Below are 15,740 nucleotides of genomic sequence, written 5' to 3' on the forward strand. Positions count from 1 at the left end.
ATGGGTGATGAGCCGCTTGCGCGAGGAGCAGAGATCAGCGTGACCGAGGTCATCGAGCGGACACTCATCGAGCAGGAGCTCGAATACAGCCATCACCAGGGGGCGGCGGGCGGGCTGCCCGGGCTGGTCGTCGTTCTGCCGGGGGAGCGCAGGCTCAAGACGAACACGATCCTGTCCATCGGCGAGCACTCGGTGCGCGTGGAGGCCTTCGTGTGCCGCCGGCCCGACGAGAACCACGAAGGGGTCTACCGCTTTCTGCTGAAACGCAACCGCAGGATGTACGGCGTCGCCTACACCCTCGACAACGTCGGCGACATCTATCTGGTCGGCCGCATGGCGCTGGAGTCGGTGACCGCCGACGAGATCGACCGGGTGCTCGGCCAGGTGCTCGAAGCGGTCGACTCGGACTTCAACACCTTGCTGGAGTTGGGCTTTCGGACGTCGATCCAGAAAGAGTGGGAGTGGCGGGTGTCGCGCGGTGAGTCGCTGAACAACCTGCGGGCATTCGAGCACCTCATCGACGATGAGTGAGAGCGCCTGATCGACGACGCCGGATCGTGAGAGGATTTCTGCCATGGCAGATACCGCGACACTGATCCTCCTGCGCCACGGCGAGAGCACGTGGAACGCGTCGAACCAGTTCACCGGATGGGTCGACGTCGATCTCACCGACAAGGGCCGCGCCGAAGCGGTTCGGGCCGGTGAGCTCATCAAGACCCAGGATCGCCTGCCCGATGTCCTCTACACATCGCTGCTGCGCCGCGCCATCACCACCGCCAACGTCGCGCTCGACACCGCCGATCGCCACTGGATCCCGGTGCATCGCGACTGGCGGCTCAACGAGCGCCATTACGGTGCCCTCCAGGGGCTCAACAAGGCCGAGACCAAGGCCAAATACGGCGACGAGCAGTTCATGGCGTGGCGCCGCAGCTACGACACGCCACCGCCGGCGATCGAGCCGGGCACCGAGTTCAGCCAGGACGGCGACCCTCGCTATGCCGACATTCCCGGCGGTCCGCCGCTGACCGAATGCCTCAAGGATGTCGTCGAGCGCATGGTCCCGTACTTCACCGAGGTGATCGTTCCCGACCTGAAGGCGGGCAAGACCGTGCTGATCGCCGCGCACGGCAATTCGCTGCGAGCGCTCGTCAAGTACCTGGACGGCATGTCGGACGAGGCCGTGGTCGGACTGAACATCCCGACCGGCATCCCGCTGCGCTACGACCTGGACGAGCAGCTGACGCCGACCGTGGCCGGCGGCAGCTACCTGGATCCGGACGCTGCGGCGGCCGGTGCTGCCGCGGTGGCCGCCCAGGGCGCCAAGTAGGTCGAACGCTCGCGCGTGCGGCCAACGGCAGGTGAACAGTGGGGGACGGCAGTCCGAACTTCCGTCTTTAGCTTTGTGACATGTCCCGAATTAGCCGCACGCTGCTGGGATGACGTTCACCGAATGCGTACGCTTTTCGCGTGAGTGTCATATCGGCGCTGCTGCTCGTGGCGCTAGTGGCACTGCTCGCCCTGCCGGTCGGTGTTGCGCTTGGAGTGCGGGTGGCGCCTCGGCTCCGTGAACGCCAGCAGAGGCGTTCGACGGAACAGTCGGGTATCACCGTGTCGCAGATGCTCGAGGGCATCGTGTCGCAGTCGCCGGTCGGAATCGTCGTCGTCGACCGCTTCCGTGACGTCGTCTACGTCAACCACCGCGCCCAGGAGCTGGGTCTGGTGCGTGAACGGCTGCTCGACGACCGGGCCTGGACGGCCGCCGAACGCACGCTGGCCACCGGGGCCCCGGTCGGATTCGATCTGTCACCGCGCAAGCCCACCCGGCCGGGCCGGTCCGGCCTGTCGATCCGCGGCCACGTCCGGTTGCTGTCCGAAGAGGACCGCAGGTTCGCCGTGGTCTACGTCGACGACCAGTCCGAGCACGCCCGGATGGAGGCGACGCGTCGCGACTTCGTCGCCAATGTCAGTCACGAGCTCAAGACCCCGGTGGGGGCGCTGGGGGTGCTGGCCGAGGCGGTGCTGGCGTCCTCCGACGAGCCCGACACCGTCCGGCACTTCGCCGAGAAGATGGTCACCGAATCCACTCGGCTGGCCAACATGGTCGGCGAGCTGATCGAGTTGTCCCGCCTTCAGGGCGGCGAGCGACTCCCCGATCTGGGGTCGGTCGACGTCGACACCGTGGTCTCCGAGGCGTTGTCGCGGCACAAGGTGGCCGCCGACAACGCCGACATCGCCATCACCACCGACGCGCCTACGGGCTACCAGGTCATGGGCGATCAGACCTTGCTGGTGACAGCGATCGCGAACCTGGTGTCCAATGCGATCGCATACTCGCCCAACGGATCTTCGGTGTCGATCAGTCGCCGCAGGCGAGGCGAGAACATCGAGATCGCGGTCACCGACCGCGGAATCGGCATCGCCCCCGCCGATCAGGAACGGGTGTTCGAACGCTTCTTCCGCGTCGACCAGGCGCGATCCCGGGCCACCGGCGGTACCGGTCTCGGGTTGGCGATCGTCAAACACGTCGCCGCCAACCACAACGGCTCCATCCGGCTGTGGAGCCAGCCCGGTACGGGATCGACGTTCACCCTGTCGATCCCTGAGTCCGTTCCCACCAGCCCGACAGACCCCCACGGCGACGATGCCGTTGACTCAGACGATCTTGGCGAACGAGAGGATTGATGCATCGATGACCAGCGTGCTGATCGTGGAGGACGAGGAGTCCTTGGCCGACCCGTTGGCTTTCCTGCTGCGCAAGGAAGGCTTCGAGGCCACCGTGGTGGCCGACGGGCCGTCGGCGCTGGCCGAATTTGAGCGCGCGGGAGCTGACATCGTGCTGTTGGACCTGATGTTGCCCGGAATGAGCGGCACCGACGTCTGCAAACAGCTGCGGTCGCGTTCGAGCGTGCCAGTCATCATGGTGACCGCCCGTGACAGCGAGATCGACAAGGTCGTCGGCCTGGAACTCGGCGCCGACGACTACGTCACCAAGCCGTACTCCGCACGTGAGCTGATCGCGCGGATCCGCGCCGTGCTGCGGCGCGGCAGCGATGCGGAGGACAACGGCCTTGCCGACGGTGTCCTGGAGGCGGGACCTGTGCGCATGGACGTCGAACGACATGTGGTCAGCGTCGGGGGCAGGCCGATCACGTTGCCGCTCAAGGAGTTCGACCTCCTTGAGTACCTGATGCGCAACAGCGGGCGGGTGCTCACCCGCGGGCAGCTCATCGACCGGGTGTGGGGCGCCGACTATGTCGGTGACACCAAGACCCTCGATGTGCACGTCAAACGGCTGCGCAGCAAGATCGAGACGGACCCGGCGAACCCGGTGCATCTGGTCACCGTCCGCGGCCTGGGCTACAAGCTGGAGGGCTGAGTCACCCGGTGACGCCGTCGAGGATCTCGGCGACCTCGAACGTGTTGACGCCGAGGGTGACCGACGGATCGGCTGCGCCGATCGCCAGTGCCTCGGCGCGGTCGGCGACACGCAGCACACCGAGCCCCCACACGCCCTCGGGGTCGGCGACCGGTCCGTACACCACGACGCGTCCCGCCGCGAGCAACTCCTGCCAGTACGCCACATGCTGAGCCATCGCGCCCTGTTCGGTGTCGGTCATCGTCTGGGCGAAGTCGGCGCGCGGCGGGATCAGCCGAAACAGGTAGAGGGAGCCGCTCATTCGGCGGCGCGGGTGGCGGGGTGCACGGCGATCAGACCCAACCCGGCGCGGCGCCTGCACATCGCCGCCAACTCCGAATACGCCTTCTCGCCCAGCAATTCGGTGAGTTCGGGGGCGTAGGTCTGCCAGACCTGTTTGGTGCCGACGTGGGCGGCGGGGTCGCCGGTGCAGTACCAGTGCAGGTCCGCGCCGCCCTCGCCCCAGCCGCGCCGGTCGTACTCGGTGATCGTCGTCTTGAGCACCTCGGTCTCGTCAGGCCGGGTGATCCACTCCTGGGTGCGGCGGATCGGCAACTGCCAGCACACCTCCGGCTTGAGGGTCAGCGGCTCCACACCGATCTTGAGCGCCTTGCTGTGCAGTGCGCAGCCGATGCCGGCGGGCCAGCCGGGACGATTCAGAAAGATGCAGGCGCCCTTGTACTTTCGGGTCCGCCAATTGGGCTTGCCGTCATACTCGTCCATCTCCAGGTAGCCCTTCCTACCCAGGCCCTTGTCGCGGTACTGCCAGTCCTCGTCGGTCAGCAGGTTGACGGCGTCGTCGAGTTGGGCGCGGTCGTCGTCGTCGGACAGAAACGCGCCGTGCGAACAACATCCGTCATCCGGCCGGTCCACCACGGTGCCCTTGCAGGCCGGCGTGCCGAAAACGCACGTCCAGCGTGACAGCAGCCACGTCATGTCGGCCGAGATCAGATGTTCGGGATTGTCGGGGTCGTAGAACTCCACCCACTCACGGGCGAAATCGAGCTCGACCTCTCCGGGATGCGAACCGCTCACGGTTTTCCACGCTAGACCCATTAGGTTGGTTGGGTGCGATTAGGCGTGCTCGACGTGGGCAGCAATACCGTCCATCTATTGGTGGTGGACGCGCGTCGCGGCGGCCACCCCACTCCCATGAGTTCCACCAAGGCTTCGCTGCGGCTGGCCGAGGCCATCGACGACTCCGGGAAACTGACCCGCCGCGGTGCCGACAAGCTGATCGGCACGCTCGACGAGTTCGCCCGGATCGCAACCAGCTCAGGGTGCGCCGAGTTGATGGCCTTCGCCACCTCCGCGGTGCGCGATGCAAAGAACTCCGAGGACGTGCTGGCCCGGGTCAGGGCAGAGACGGGCGTCGAGCTGAAGGTTCTCTCCGGCGTCGACGAGTCCCGGCTGACGTTCCTCGCGGTGCGCCGGTGGTACGGCTGGAGCGCCGGCCGCATCATCAACATCGACATCGGCGGTGGCTCGCTGGAACTGTCCAGCGGGGTCGACGAGGAACCTGATGTGGCGCTGTCGTTGCCGCTCGGCGCGGGCCGGATGACCCGCGAGTGGCTGCCGGACGATCCGCCCGGCCGGCGCCGCGTCGCCATGCTGCGCGACTGGCTGTCCAACGAGCTGGCCGAGTCGGCGGCGGCGATCACCGACGCGGGCAGCCCGGACCTCGCCGTGGCCACCTCCAAGACGTTCCGGTCGCTGGCGCGGCTCACCGGTGCCGCACCGTCGGGTGCAGGTCCGCGGGTCAAGCGCACGCTCACCGCGACCGGTCTTCGTCAACTCATAAATTTCATCTCTAGGATGACCGCGGCTGACCGTGCGGAACTGGAAGGAGTGAGCGTCGACCGGGCACCGCAGATCGTGGCGGGTGCGTTGGTCGCCGAGGCGAGCATGAAAGCGCTTGGTATCGAGAGCGTCGACATCTGTCCATGGGCGTTGCGAGAGGGACTCATTCTGCGGAAACTCGACAGCGAGGCCGACGGCAGCGCTTTCGTCCGGGGCGCCGATGATGCCGTGCACGACGGCGATTCCGCGGCGACGACGAAGACCAGCGGTTCCGGCAAATCGGGCAAAGGGAGCGGAGCGGACAAAACCGGCAGGTCCAGCGCGGGGGATTCGGCCTCACGGCCGATGTCCGTACGCAATGCTGGACGGTGAAGCAGCGAGGCTCAAAGGCAACAGACGATGACTGGATCTGACGACAGCACCAGCAGCACGCGACCGATCTCGGTCGCCGAGCTGCTGGCCAAGAACGGTTCGATCGGTGCACCCCCGGTCGGCGGCAGACGCCGTCGACGGCGCGGAAACGCCGATGCCGTCACCGTGGCCGAACTCACCGGTGAGATTCCGATCATCCGGCCCGATGCCCCGCCGCCGCCGCCGGTGACCGCCGCCCCGGTGGAGGTCCCGGTCGAGGAGCCCGAGCCCGCAGCCGAGACGCCCGCGGAACCGGAGGACGCCGCCGACGTTTCCGACGCCGAGATCGCCGACGTGCCCGAGGCCGAAATCGCCGAGGCGGAGATCGCCGAGGCCGACTCCGAGGTGCCTGTCTCCACCGAGGATGCGGTCACCGACGTCGAGTCGGACGAGCCCGCTGAGGCCGCCGAGTCCGCCGAGCTTGAGGAGCCGGCGGCCGTCCCGCCGGCCGAGGTCGATGCGACCGCCGCCGATGAAGACGACGAGTACGCCGACGCGGTGGCCGAATTCGCCGCGCGGCGGCAGGAGCAGGGCACCGACACCGAACTCGACGCCGAACCCGCCGACGAGCGGCCCGCCCGACGGTTCGGTCTGGGCCGGCTCGGACGCAAGGGCCCGGCCGTCGACGCCGAGAAGTGGACTCCCGACCCCGTCGACGACGGCGGCGCGGCCACGGAGGTCGGTGACGTCGTCGACCCGATCGAGATCGAGGAACTCGACGACGAGCGCGCCCTCGCCACCGACATCGACAGCGCCACCGACGCCGACGACAGCGCCACTGACACCGACACCGACACCGACGACGACCGTGATGAGCTGCCGTCCTATCTCCGGTCCACCGAGGAGCCGCTGTTCGGCGGGCAGACGGTGGCCGACGACCTCGCCCGGCGGGGCACCCGCACGTCCCCCGTCGACACCGACGACGACGAAGACGAGGACGAGGACGAGGCCCCCGGGTACGGCGAGGACGGCGAACCTCGGCGGATGTCCTCCGTCGTCCACGGCGCCTGGATCGTGGGTCAGAGCATCGTCGCCGTGGTCTTCGGCGCGGGCCTGTTCGTCGCGTTCGACCAGCTGTGGAAGTGGAACAACATCGTCGCTCTGGTGTTGTCGGTCCTGGTGATCCTGGGACTGGTGGTCGGCGTGCGGGTGGTGCGCAAGACCGAGGACATCGGCAGCACGCTGATCGCGGTGGCGGTGGGCGCTCTGGTGACCCTCGGCCCGCTGGCGCTGCTGCAATCGGGCTGAGTGACAGAAGCCCGCTGAAACTGTGCGCCCCGCTGTCAAGGTCGGTCTGTCCACGGCCTCGGTCTATCCGCTGAAGACCGAGGTCGCGTTCGAGTATGCGGCGAAGCTGGGCTACGACGGCGTCGAGTTGATGGTGTGGGCCGAGTCGGTCAGCCAGGACGTGGATGCTGTGGCGGCGTTGTCCAAGCAATACGACGTGCCGGTGCTGTCGGTGCACGCGCCGTGCCTGCTGATCTCGCAGCGGGTCTGGGGGGCCAACCCGATCCCGAAGCTGGAGCGCAGTGTGCGGGCCGCGGAGCGCCTCGGTGCGCAGACGGTGGTGGTGCATCCGCCGTTCCGGTGGCAGCGCCGCTATGCCGAGGGCTTCAGCGCCCAGGTCGCCGAACTGGAGGCATCCAGCGACATCATGGTCGCGGTGGAGAACATGTTCCCGTTCCGGGCCGACAGGTTCTTCGGTGCGGGCCAGACGTCCATCGAGCGGATGCGCAAGCGTGGCGGCGCTCCCGGGCCCGGCATCTCGGCGTTCGCGCCGTCCTATGACCCGCTCGACGGTGGCCACGCGCACTACACACTCGATCTCTCGCACACCGCGACGGCGGGCACCGACGCCGTCGACATGGCGCGGCGCATGGGTGACGGTCTGGTGCACCTGCACCTGTGCGACGGCAGCGGTGCCTCCCACGACGAACACCTCGTGCCCGGGCACGGCACTCAGCCGACCGCCGAAGTCTGCGAGATGCTGGCCGCAAGTGACTTCGCCGGTCATGTCATCCTCGAGGTCACCACCTCCGCCGCGCGCAACGCCGCCGAACGCGAGGCGCTGTTGACCGAATCGCTGCAGTTCGCCAGGGAGCATCTGTTGCGCTGAACACCGAGGCTCCCGAGGAGTTGTAGATGACGAGCTCCACCCTGTTCACCGATGCGATGGCGCTGACGCCGACCGGCGACGGGACATACCGGGGAGTGCTCAACGAGCACTGGACCATCGGAGAAAAGGTGCACGGCGGCGCCATGCTGGCGCTGTGCGCGAACGCGGCGCGCATCGAGTTCGGCGAGCCCGGTGTCGAGCCCATCGCGGTGTCGGGGAGCTTTCTGTGGGCTCCCGACCCCGGGCCCATGACCGTGGTCACCACGGTGCGCAAGCGGGGGCGGCGGGTCAGCCTGATCGACGTCGAGCTCGGGCAGGGGGACCGAACAGCGCTACGCGCCGCGATCACGATGGGCAGCCCCGAGCACAGTGTTCCGCCGCTGCTGTCGGTGAACCCGGTGGTGCCGTTGATGACTCCGGAACCACCCCCCGGCCTCGAACCGATCGGACCGGGCCATTCGATGGCCGACGTCGTGCACCTGGCCCACGGCTGCGACATCCGGCCGTCACTGACGTCATTCAGTCCGCGCGGCGACGGCGGCATGCCCGTCATCGAATACTGGGTGCGGCCCAAGGGTGTCGCGCCGGATGCGCTGTTCGCACTGCTGTGCGGGGACGTCTCGGCACCAGTTACGTTCGGCGTCAACAGGTTCGGCTGGGCTCCCACCGTGCAGTTGACGGCCTATCTGCGGGCCTTGCCCGCCGATGGCTGGCTGCGCGTGATGTGCACCGCGACGCAGATCGGGCAGGACTGGTTCGACGAGGACCACATCGTGGTCGATTGCGAGGGCCGCATCATCGTGCAGAGCCGGCAGCTGGCGATGGTGCCCGCCGCGCAGACCTGACCGCACGTCGGCGGGCGTCGGCCTCGGCCGTCGTGCAATGCTTTGCGGCATGGCCAGAATCGCGATCATCGGCGGTGGCAGTATCGGAGAGGCGCTGCTGGCGGGTCTGCTGCGCGCCGGTAGGCAGGTCAAGGACCTGGTTATCGCCGAGAAGAACACCGGCCGTGCAAAATATCTCGCCGACAAGTACTCGGTGCTGGTGACGACGGTGCCCGCCGCCGTCGACAGTGCGACCTACGTCATCGTGGCGGTCAAGCCGGGCGACGTCGGGAACGTGATCGGCGACATCGCCGACACCGCCGCCCGTGCGGAAAGTGACGCCGCCGAACAGGTTTTCGTGACGGTGGCGGCCGGTGTCAGCGCGGCGTACTACGAGAACAAGCTGCCTGCCGGTTCGCCGGTGGTGCGCGTCATGCCCAACGCGCCGATGCTCGTCGGCGGCGGCGTCACCGCGCTCGCCCCAGGGCGGTTCGCCACCCCCGAGCACCTCAAGGGTGTCTCCCAGCTGTTCGACTCGGTGGGCGGCGTCCTGACCGTGGCCGAGTCCCAGATAGACGCCGTCACGGCGGTCTCCGGCTCCGGTCCGGCGTACTTCTTCCTGATGGTCGAGGCGCTCATCGACGCCGCCATCGACGCGGGTCTGACGCGGACGGTGGCGACCGACCTGGCGGTCCAGACCATGGCCGGTTCGGCCGCGATGCTCCTGGAGCGCCTCGACGAGACCGCGGCGGCCGCGGGTACCGGTCCGGGCGCGGTCATGGACACCTCGCCCGCCCAACTGCGTGCCACCGTCACCTCGCCGGGCGGCACCACCGCCGCTGGTCTGCGGGAACTCGAGCGTGGTGGATTACGCGCGGCCGTGGCCAACGCCGTGCAGGCCGCCAAAACACGCTCTGAGCAGCTCGGAATTACACCGGAGTAGTTAATCAATTTACAACTGATTAGCCCACACCCGTCGCAGTAACCCCACCTGCCACGCTATTCTCCCAGTGGTAAGCACGGGTCGGTGCCAGCGGTGGGGAAGCCGCTGGAACTGCCCGTGCCTGATGGATTGGGTTGCGATGACGTCTATGAACGGGCCATCCTCGCGGGATTCGGCTGGCGGCAAGTCGGCGCGAGATGCCGGGCAGGCGGAGGGCCAGCAGCCACGTGCCCAGTTCCTCACGGTCGCCGAAGTGGCCAGCTTGATGAGGGTCAGCAAGATGACGGTGTACCGCCTGGTGCACAACGGCGAGCTGCCCGCTGTCCGGGTGGGTCGCTCGTTCCGCGTGCACGCCAAGGCGGTGCACGACATGTTGGAGAGCTCGTACTTCGACGCCGGCTGATTCTGCTCGGATCGGCCGCCGGCGCGCCCGGAACCACCTCGTGCAGGGAGCTATCCGCACGTCGGGTGGAAAAGGGGGATTTCAGCGCCGGTGCAGTCGCCAGGTAAGGTGACCGGTCGAGGCTGACGAGACCTGATCAGGGGTCTCACCACAATCTAGGTAGCGGAGTTCATGGGTTCTGTCATCAAGAAGCGGCGCAAGCGCATGTCGAAGAAGAAGCACCGCAAGCTGCTTCGTCGCACCCGGGTGCAGCGCAGAAAACTCGGCAAGTAACGCGCTGTCCCCGCGGCTAGGCTGTCCGGATGGAGTCTGAGGGTCGGTCCGGGGGAGGTGCCGACGGATCGGATCCGCGCGACGCACCGACCTACCCGAAGGTCGTCCTGGTCACGGGTGCGTGCCGATTCCTCGGTGGCTACCTGACCGCCCGCCTGGCCCAGAACCCGCTGATCAACCACGTGATCGCGGTGGACGCCGTGGCCCCCAGCAAGGATCTCCTGCGCAGGATGGGCCGTGCGGAGTTCGTCCGAGCCGACATCCGTAATCCCTTCATCGCGAAGGTGATTCGCAACGGCGACGTCGACACCGTCGTGCACGCGGCGGCGGCGTCGTATGCCCCGAGGTCCGGCGGGCGCGCCACGCTCAAAGAACTCAACGTGATGGGCGCGATCCAACTGTTCGCGGCCTGCCAGAAAGCGCCGTCGGTGCGACGGGTGATCCTCAAGTCGACGTCCGAGGTGTACGGGTCCAGTTCGCGCGATCCGGTGTTGTTCTCCGAGAGCAGCAGCCGGCGCAGGCCCCCCGGGGAGGGGTTCGCGCGCGACAGCATCGACATCGAGGGTTATGCGCGCGGCCTGGGCCGGCGCCGACCCGACATCGCCGTGACGATCCTGCGCCTGGCGAACATGATCGGTCCGGCGATGGACTCGGCGCTGTCGCGATATCTGGCAGGTCCGGTCGTGCCCACGGTCATCGGTCACGACCCCCGGCTGCAGCTGCTCCACGAGCAGGACGCGCTGGGTGCGCTGGAGCGCGCCACGATGGCGGGCAGATCCGGCGCCTTCAATGTGGGCGCGGCCGGGGTCATCATGATGAGCCAGGCCATCCGGCGCGCAGGCCGGATCGCACTGCCGGTTCCCCGGTCGACTCTGGTCGCCGTCGATTCGCTGTGGCGGGCCGCCCGCAGCACGGAACTGGACCGCGAGCAGCTCGACTACCTCAGCTACGGGCGGGTCATGGACACCACCAGGATGCGCAACGAACTCGGATACACACCGAAGTGGACGACGGCGGAGGCGTTCGACGACTACGTCCGTGGCCGCGGACTGACACCGATCGTCGATCCTCGCTGGATACGTTCTGTGGAGAACCGCGCGGTGGCGGCGGCTCAGCGCTGGGGGCGGTAGACTCAGCGCTGCACGTGACAGCGGGGGACTGCGGGGGAGGAGGCAAGACGGTGGCGGGCGAGCCGAGAGCGAAAGTTATTCAGCTGCACGCGAACTCGGGTCGCGGTGCATCCCAGCGTCGTGCCGCGTCGCAACGCGCCGATGCCGCCAGTCGTCATCCGTCGCTTCTGACCGACCCCGGCAGCCACGCGTCCGCCGAACAGATCGCCGCCGTCGTGCGCGAGATCGACCAGCGCCGCGGCGCCGTGGCGGGCCCCGGCGCAGACGACGCGACGCCCAACGAGCTGGCCCAGCGCATCGCCGCCGTCGCCGAGTTCGTCCGCAAGCGGATGACGGGCGACTACTCCGTCGACGAGTTCGGCTTCGACCCCCACCTCAACGACGCAATTTTTCTTCCTTTGCTGAGAGTGCTCTTCAACTCGTGGTTCCGGGTCGAGGTCAGTGGCATCGAGAACCTGCCTGAGAGCGGCGCTGCACTCGTGGTGGCCAACCACGCAGGCGTGCTGCCGTTCGACGGGCTCATGACCCAGGTCGCGGTGCGCGACAAGCACCCGGCCCACCGGGACCTGAGACTGCTGGCCGCCGACCTCGTGTTCGACATGCCGGGTGTGGGTCAGGCCGCCCGCAAGGCGGGCCACACCATGGCGTGCACCGACGACGCCCACCGCCTGCTGGCGGCCGGCGAGCTCACCGCCGTGTTCCCCGAGGGTTACAAGGGCCTCGGCAAGCACTTCGCGGACCGCTACAAGCTGCAGCGGTTCGGCCGCGGCGGCTTCGTCTCCGCGGCGTTGCGCACCAAGGCGCCGATCGTGCCGTGCTCGATCGTCGGGTCCGAGGAGATCTTCCCGATGATCGCCGACGTGAAGCTGCTGGCGCGGCTGCTCGGCCTGCCCTATTTCCCGGTCACCCCGCTGTTTCCGCTGGCAGGCCCGCTGGGTCTGGTGCCGCTGCCGTCCAAGTGGTACATCCAGTTCGGCGAGCCCATCGACACCGCCGACTACGACGAGTCGGCAGCCGACGACCCGATGGTCACCTTCGACCTGACCGACCAGGTGCGCGAAACCATCCAGCAGACGCTGTACCAACTGCTGGCGAACCGCCGCAATACCTTCTTCGGCTGAGCGGCGGCGTCTGGCGGCGGTTGCCTAGTCAGACTTCGGGCTTTGCCCAGCAACGAACTTCGACAGCGCGGCCTCGCGTGCTCCCGCGACCACCTTGCCCGTGATCTCGTCGGCCTCGTCGTCGTGCGCCGCCTCGCCCATCACGGTGACGATGCTGGTGATCACCGGTTCGCCGTTGTCGTCGGTGACCTCGCCGCGGATCTCGGTCAGCACCGCGCCGTGCGACTCGGTGACCGAATCGAGGTAGGAGTCGAACCACAGTTTGTCGCCCGCCAGGATCGGCCGGTGGAAGACCAGCTTCTGGTCCCGGTGCAGCACCCGCTCCATGTTGATCGGCAGGTCGAACTGGTTGAAGATCTCCTGCTGCACCCGCCGGCCGGCCACCGCCATGAACGTCAGCGACGCCACCAGCGCCTCGTGGCCGTACTCGCGGGCCGCGTCCTCGGAGAAGTGGGCCGGGTGGTCGTCCTTGACGGCGCGGGCGAACTCGCGGATCTTCTCGCGGTCGACCTCGAAATAGTCGGGATACCGGTAGTGGGTACCGATGATGCTGTCAGCGATGCCCATGCGCGATCCGTTTCGCTCCTGCCGTGCTCATAGCGACCAGTCCGATCTTCCCGTAGCGGCGCGAGCCTATCAGCGCCGGCGCCGGCTACCTCCTGTCGCGACGGGACACGGCCGCCGCGAGGGCCCCGCCCACCGCGCCGAGCGCCAGCGCCGAGGGCACCCCGATCCGCGCGGCCTTGCGGGCGGTGCGGAAGTCCCGGATCTCCCAGCCTCGCTCCCTGGCCATGGCGCGCAGCGCGGCATCCGGGTTGATCGCGACGGCGGTACCGACCAGCGAGAGCATCGGCACGTCGTTGAAGCTGTCCGAGTACGCGGTGCAGCGGCGCAGGTTCAGACCCTCGCGGATGGCCAGCGACCGCACCGCATGCGCCTTTCCGGTGCCGTGCAGGATGTCGCCGACCAAGCGTCCGGTGAACACCCCGTCGATCGATTCGGCGACGGTGCCCAGCGCACCCGTCAGGCCCAGCCGCCGCGCGATCGTCTCGGCCAGCTCATACGGCGTCGCCGTGACCAGCCACACCTGCTGCCCCGCGTCGAGGTGCATCTGGGCCAGCGCCCTGGTCCCCGGCCAGATCTTGTCCGCGATGATCTCGTCGTAGATCTCCTCGCCGAGCCCCACCAGCTCCGCTGTCGAGCGGCCCTCGATGAACGACAGCGCCTTGCGCCTGCCGGCCGCCACGTCGTCGCTGTTCTCCCGGCCGGTCAGCTGGAACTTGGCCTGGGCAACGGCGAAGCGAGCCAGGTCTTGATAGGTGAAGTATTCGCGGGCGGCCAGCCCACGGGCGAAGTGCACCAGTGAGGAGCCGTGCACCAGCGTGTTGTCGACGTCGAAGAACGCCGCCGCGGTGAGATCCGGGGGCGGCGGGGGCGGGGCGGGCATCGGTTCCAGCGGCCGGACGAAGTCAGATGACGCCCCGAGCCCCTCGGAGGCGGCCGCAGCGCTGGCCTCACCGGCGACTTTCTGCGCCCGGCTGTCGGAATCGGCATGAGATCCCCCGGAATCGGACACGACTACAACATTAGGACACCCCGCCGGGATACTGGCGGGGTGGATCGACGGGTGGAGTTGCTCACGCGCGAGGGATGTTCGATGTGCGCGGCGGCGGCGGCACGGCTGACCGAGCTGGCCGGCGAGCTGGGCTTCACCCTGGTGGTGACCGATATCGACACCGCTGCCGCCGCCGGCGACACGGCGTTGCGTGCCGAGTTCGGCGACCGTATTCCGGTGGTCTTGCTCGACGGTGCGGAGCACAGTTACTGGGAGGTCGACGAGCCGAGGTTGCGCGCCGATGTCGCGGACCGGTCATGATCGAGCAAATTTGGTAGCCCAGCTGGTTAACGACTACCTTGGACCTGTGCTGATCGTGGTGAGGAAGCCATGAGCGTCTTGCTTTTCGGGGTTTCCCATCGCAGTGCGCCGGTGTCCGTACTGGAGCAACTGAGCCGGGACGATTCCGACCAGGCCAAGATCGTCGATCAGGTGCTGCAGTCCTCGCTGGTTACCGAGGCGATGGTGCTCTCCACCTGCAATCGCGTGGAGATCTACGCCGTCGTCGAGGCGTTCCACGGCGGCCTGTCCGTCATCGGGCAGGTGCTGTCCGAGCATTCCGGCATGTCGCTGCAGGATCTGACCAAGTACGCCTACGTGCGCTACGCCGAGGCGGCTGTCGAGCACCTGTTCGCGGTCGCCAGCGGCCTGGACTCCGCCGTGATCGGGGAACAGCAGGTCCTCGGCCAGGTGCGTCGTGCCTACGCCTCCGCCGAAGCCAACCAGACCGTGGGTCGCACGCTGCACGAGCTGTCGCAGCGGGCGCTGGCCGTGGGCAAGCGCGTGCACTCCGAGACGGGCATCGACGCTGCAGGTGCGTCGGTGGTGTCCGTCGCGCTGGACACGGCCGAGGCGAAGCTGGGTTCACTGGCGGGCCGCCGGGCCGTGGTGGTGGGCGCCGGATCGATGGGCGCTCTGGCGGCCAAGCAGCTGATGCGAGCCGGGGTCGAGCGCATTCACGTCGTGAACCGGACCCTGCCGCGGGCCAAGCGGCTCGCCGAGAACATCCGCGAGCACGGCATCGAGGCCGAGGCGTACCCGTTCGACCACCTGCCGCCCCTGCTGAGTGACGCAGACATCGTCGTGAGCTGCACCGGTGCGGTCCGTCCGGTGGTTTCGCTGGCCGACGTGCACCGCGGGCTGGCCCACGTCCGGGAACCCAAGCAACTCGTGATCTGCGATCTGGGCATGCCCAGGGACGTCGACGCGGCCGTCGCCGGTCTGCCGGGTGTGCTCGTGATCGACATGGACCGGATCCAGCGGGAACCGTCGGCGCGCGCCGCCTCGGCGGACGCCGACGCCGCCCGCACCATCGTCGCGGCCGAGGTGGCGAACTACCTCGCCGGTCAGCGCATGGCCGAGGTCACCCCGACCGTCACCGCGCTCCGGCGCCGCGCCGCCGACGTCGTCGAGGCGGAGATGCTGCGGCTGGACCACCGTCTGCCGCAGCTGGATGCCGCCCACCGCGACGAGGTGGCCAACACCGTGCGCCGGGTCGTCGACAAGCTCCTGCACGCGCCGACAGTGCGCGTCAAACAGTTGGCCAGCGCCCCGGGCGGGGATAGCTACGCCGAGGCGCTGCGTGAGCTGTTCGAACTCGACCAGCACGCCGTGGATGCGGTAGCCGGAAGCGAAATCGGCACCATAGCCCTCGATCTCGACCAGACCGACTAAGTCTCGGTCACGGAA

General features: G+C 68.2%; 19 protein-coding genes. 15 read left to right on the forward strand and 4 right to left on the reverse strand.

Translation table 11 applies throughout. The features are described 5' to 3' along the window. The 4 genes from EL337_RS03390 to regX all read left to right on the forward strand — a co-directional run bounded on the left by EL337_RS03390 (position 1) and on the right by regX (position 3,376). A complete protein-coding gene (locus EL337_RS03390) occupies positions 1 to 531 on the forward strand; it encodes a type III secretion system chaperone family protein (protein WP_048632306.1) in 531 nt (176 codons plus the stop codon). 43 nt (positions 532 to 574) lie between these two features. Continuing rightward, positions 575 to 1,327 carry a phosphoglyceromutase gene (locus EL337_RS03395; protein ID WP_048632305.1) on the forward strand — a complete coding sequence of 251 codons (753 nt, stop codon included), beginning with the start codon at positions 575 to 577 and terminating at the stop codon, positions 1,325 to 1,327. Between the two features lie 140 nt (positions 1,328 to 1,467). Next, positions 1,468 to 2,682, forward strand: a complete 1,215-nt coding sequence (locus EL337_RS03400; RefSeq protein WP_048632304.1) for a sensor histidine kinase — start codon at positions 1,468 to 1,470, stop codon at positions 2,680 to 2,682. Positions 2,683 to 2,689: 7 nt separating this feature from the next. Continuing rightward, on the forward strand, positions 2,690 to 3,376 hold the full coding sequence (gene regX / locus EL337_RS03405) for a two-component sensory transduction protein RegX (protein ID WP_048632303.1): 687 nt from the start codon (positions 2,690 to 2,692) through the stop codon (positions 3,374 to 3,376). A 1-nt stretch (position 3,377) separates the two neighbouring features. On the opposite strand, the gene EL337_RS03410 is transcribed toward regX, so the two are convergent. Continuing rightward, complete coding sequence (locus EL337_RS03410; protein WP_048632302.1) at positions 3,378 to 3,677, reverse strand: YciI family protein; 300 nt, start codon at positions 3,675 to 3,677, stop codon at positions 3,378 to 3,380. After that, positions 3,674 to 4,471, reverse strand: coding sequence for a DUF3109 family protein (locus tag EL337_RS03415; RefSeq protein ID WP_197724174.1), 798 nt, complete (start codon positions 4,469 to 4,471; stop codon positions 3,674 to 3,676). The genes EL337_RS03410 and EL337_RS03415 overlap by 4 nt, the downstream gene beginning before the upstream one ends. A gap of 12 nt (positions 4,472 to 4,483) precedes the next feature. Here EL337_RS03415 and EL337_RS03420 point away from each other — a divergent pair, with 12 nt between their 5' ends. The 9 genes from EL337_RS03420 to EL337_RS03460 all read left to right on the forward strand — a co-directional run bounded on the left by EL337_RS03420 (position 4,484) and on the right by EL337_RS03460 (position 12,436). Then, positions 4,484 to 5,587 carry a Ppx/GppA family phosphatase gene (locus tag EL337_RS03420; protein ID WP_048632300.1) on the forward strand — a complete coding sequence of 368 codons (1,104 nt, stop codon included), beginning with the start codon at positions 4,484 to 4,486 and terminating at the stop codon, positions 5,585 to 5,587. Between the two features lie 27 nt (positions 5,588 to 5,614). After that, positions 5,615 to 6,874, forward strand: a complete 1,260-nt coding sequence (locus EL337_RS03425) for an Rv0497 family membrane protein (protein WP_048632299.1) — start codon at positions 5,615 to 5,617, stop codon at positions 6,872 to 6,874. Positions 6,875 to 6,896: 22 nt separating this feature from the next. Then, positions 6,897 to 7,742 carry a sugar phosphate isomerase/epimerase family protein gene (locus EL337_RS03430; RefSeq protein ID WP_048632298.1) on the forward strand — a complete coding sequence of 282 codons (846 nt, stop codon included), beginning with the start codon at positions 6,897 to 6,899 and terminating at the stop codon, positions 7,740 to 7,742. Between the two features lie 26 nt (positions 7,743 to 7,768). Further along, positions 7,769 to 8,587, forward strand: coding sequence for a thioesterase family protein (locus tag EL337_RS03435; RefSeq protein WP_048632297.1), 819 nt, complete (start codon positions 7,769 to 7,771; stop codon positions 8,585 to 8,587). Positions 8,588 to 8,636: 49 nt separating this feature from the next. Continuing rightward, positions 8,637 to 9,509: a pyrroline-5-carboxylate reductase gene (gene proC, locus EL337_RS03440; protein ID WP_109860094.1), complete on the forward strand. Its 873-nt coding sequence runs from the start codon at positions 8,637 to 8,639 to the stop codon at positions 9,507 to 9,509. Positions 9,510 to 9,648: 139 nt separating this feature from the next. Continuing rightward, entirely contained in the window at positions 9,649 to 9,912 is a 264-nt protein-coding gene (locus EL337_RS03445; RefSeq protein WP_048632411.1) for a helix-turn-helix domain-containing protein, read from the forward strand. A gap of 171 nt (positions 9,913 to 10,083) precedes the next feature. Next, positions 10,084 to 10,185 carry a 30S ribosomal protein bS22 gene (locus EL337_RS03450; RefSeq protein WP_003402602.1) on the forward strand — a complete coding sequence of 34 codons (102 nt, stop codon included), beginning with the start codon at positions 10,084 to 10,086 and terminating at the stop codon, positions 10,183 to 10,185. 29 nt (positions 10,186 to 10,214) lie between these two features. Then, the gene (locus EL337_RS03455; protein ID WP_048632295.1) at positions 10,215 to 11,315 is read left to right on the forward strand and encodes an SDR family oxidoreductase; all 1,101 of its coding nucleotides are present in this window, start codon (positions 10,215 to 10,217) and stop codon (positions 11,313 to 11,315) included. Positions 11,316 to 11,365: 50 nt separating this feature from the next. Beyond that, positions 11,366 to 12,436: a lysophospholipid acyltransferase family protein gene (locus EL337_RS03460; protein ID WP_048632294.1), complete on the forward strand. Its 1,071-nt coding sequence runs from the start codon at positions 11,366 to 11,368 to the stop codon at positions 12,434 to 12,436. 24 nt (positions 12,437 to 12,460) lie between these two features. Here the strand turns inward: EL337_RS03460 and EL337_RS03465 are convergent, their stop codons facing one another. Both EL337_RS03465 and EL337_RS03470 read right to left on the reverse strand, forming a co-directional pair. Beyond that, positions 12,461 to 13,003: an FAS1-like dehydratase domain-containing protein gene (locus EL337_RS03465; RefSeq protein WP_048632293.1), complete on the reverse strand. Its 543-nt coding sequence runs from the start codon at positions 13,001 to 13,003 to the stop codon at positions 12,461 to 12,463. 85 nt (positions 13,004 to 13,088) lie between these two features. Continuing rightward, the gene (locus EL337_RS03470) at positions 13,089 to 14,012 is read right to left on the reverse strand and encodes an HAD family hydrolase (RefSeq protein WP_048632292.1); all 924 of its coding nucleotides are present in this window, start codon (positions 14,010 to 14,012) and stop codon (positions 13,089 to 13,091) included. Between the two features lie 39 nt (positions 14,013 to 14,051). On the opposite strand from EL337_RS03470, the gene EL337_RS03475 reads away from it, so the two are divergent. Both EL337_RS03475 and EL337_RS03480 read left to right on the forward strand, forming a co-directional pair. Beyond that, positions 14,052 to 14,312, forward strand: a complete 261-nt coding sequence (locus EL337_RS03475) for a glutaredoxin family protein (protein ID WP_048632291.1) — start codon at positions 14,052 to 14,054, stop codon at positions 14,310 to 14,312. Between the two features lie 69 nt (positions 14,313 to 14,381). After that, positions 14,382 to 15,725 carry a glutamyl-tRNA reductase gene (locus EL337_RS03480; RefSeq protein ID WP_048632290.1) on the forward strand — a complete coding sequence of 448 codons (1,344 nt, stop codon included), beginning with the start codon at positions 14,382 to 14,384 and terminating at the stop codon, positions 15,723 to 15,725. The last annotated feature ends 15 nt before the right edge of the window (positions 15,726 to 15,740 follow it).

Source organism: Mycolicibacterium aurum (genome assembly GCF_900637195.1).
Lineage (GTDB): Bacteria > Actinomycetota > Actinomycetes > Mycobacteriales > Mycobacteriaceae > Mycobacterium > Mycobacterium aurum.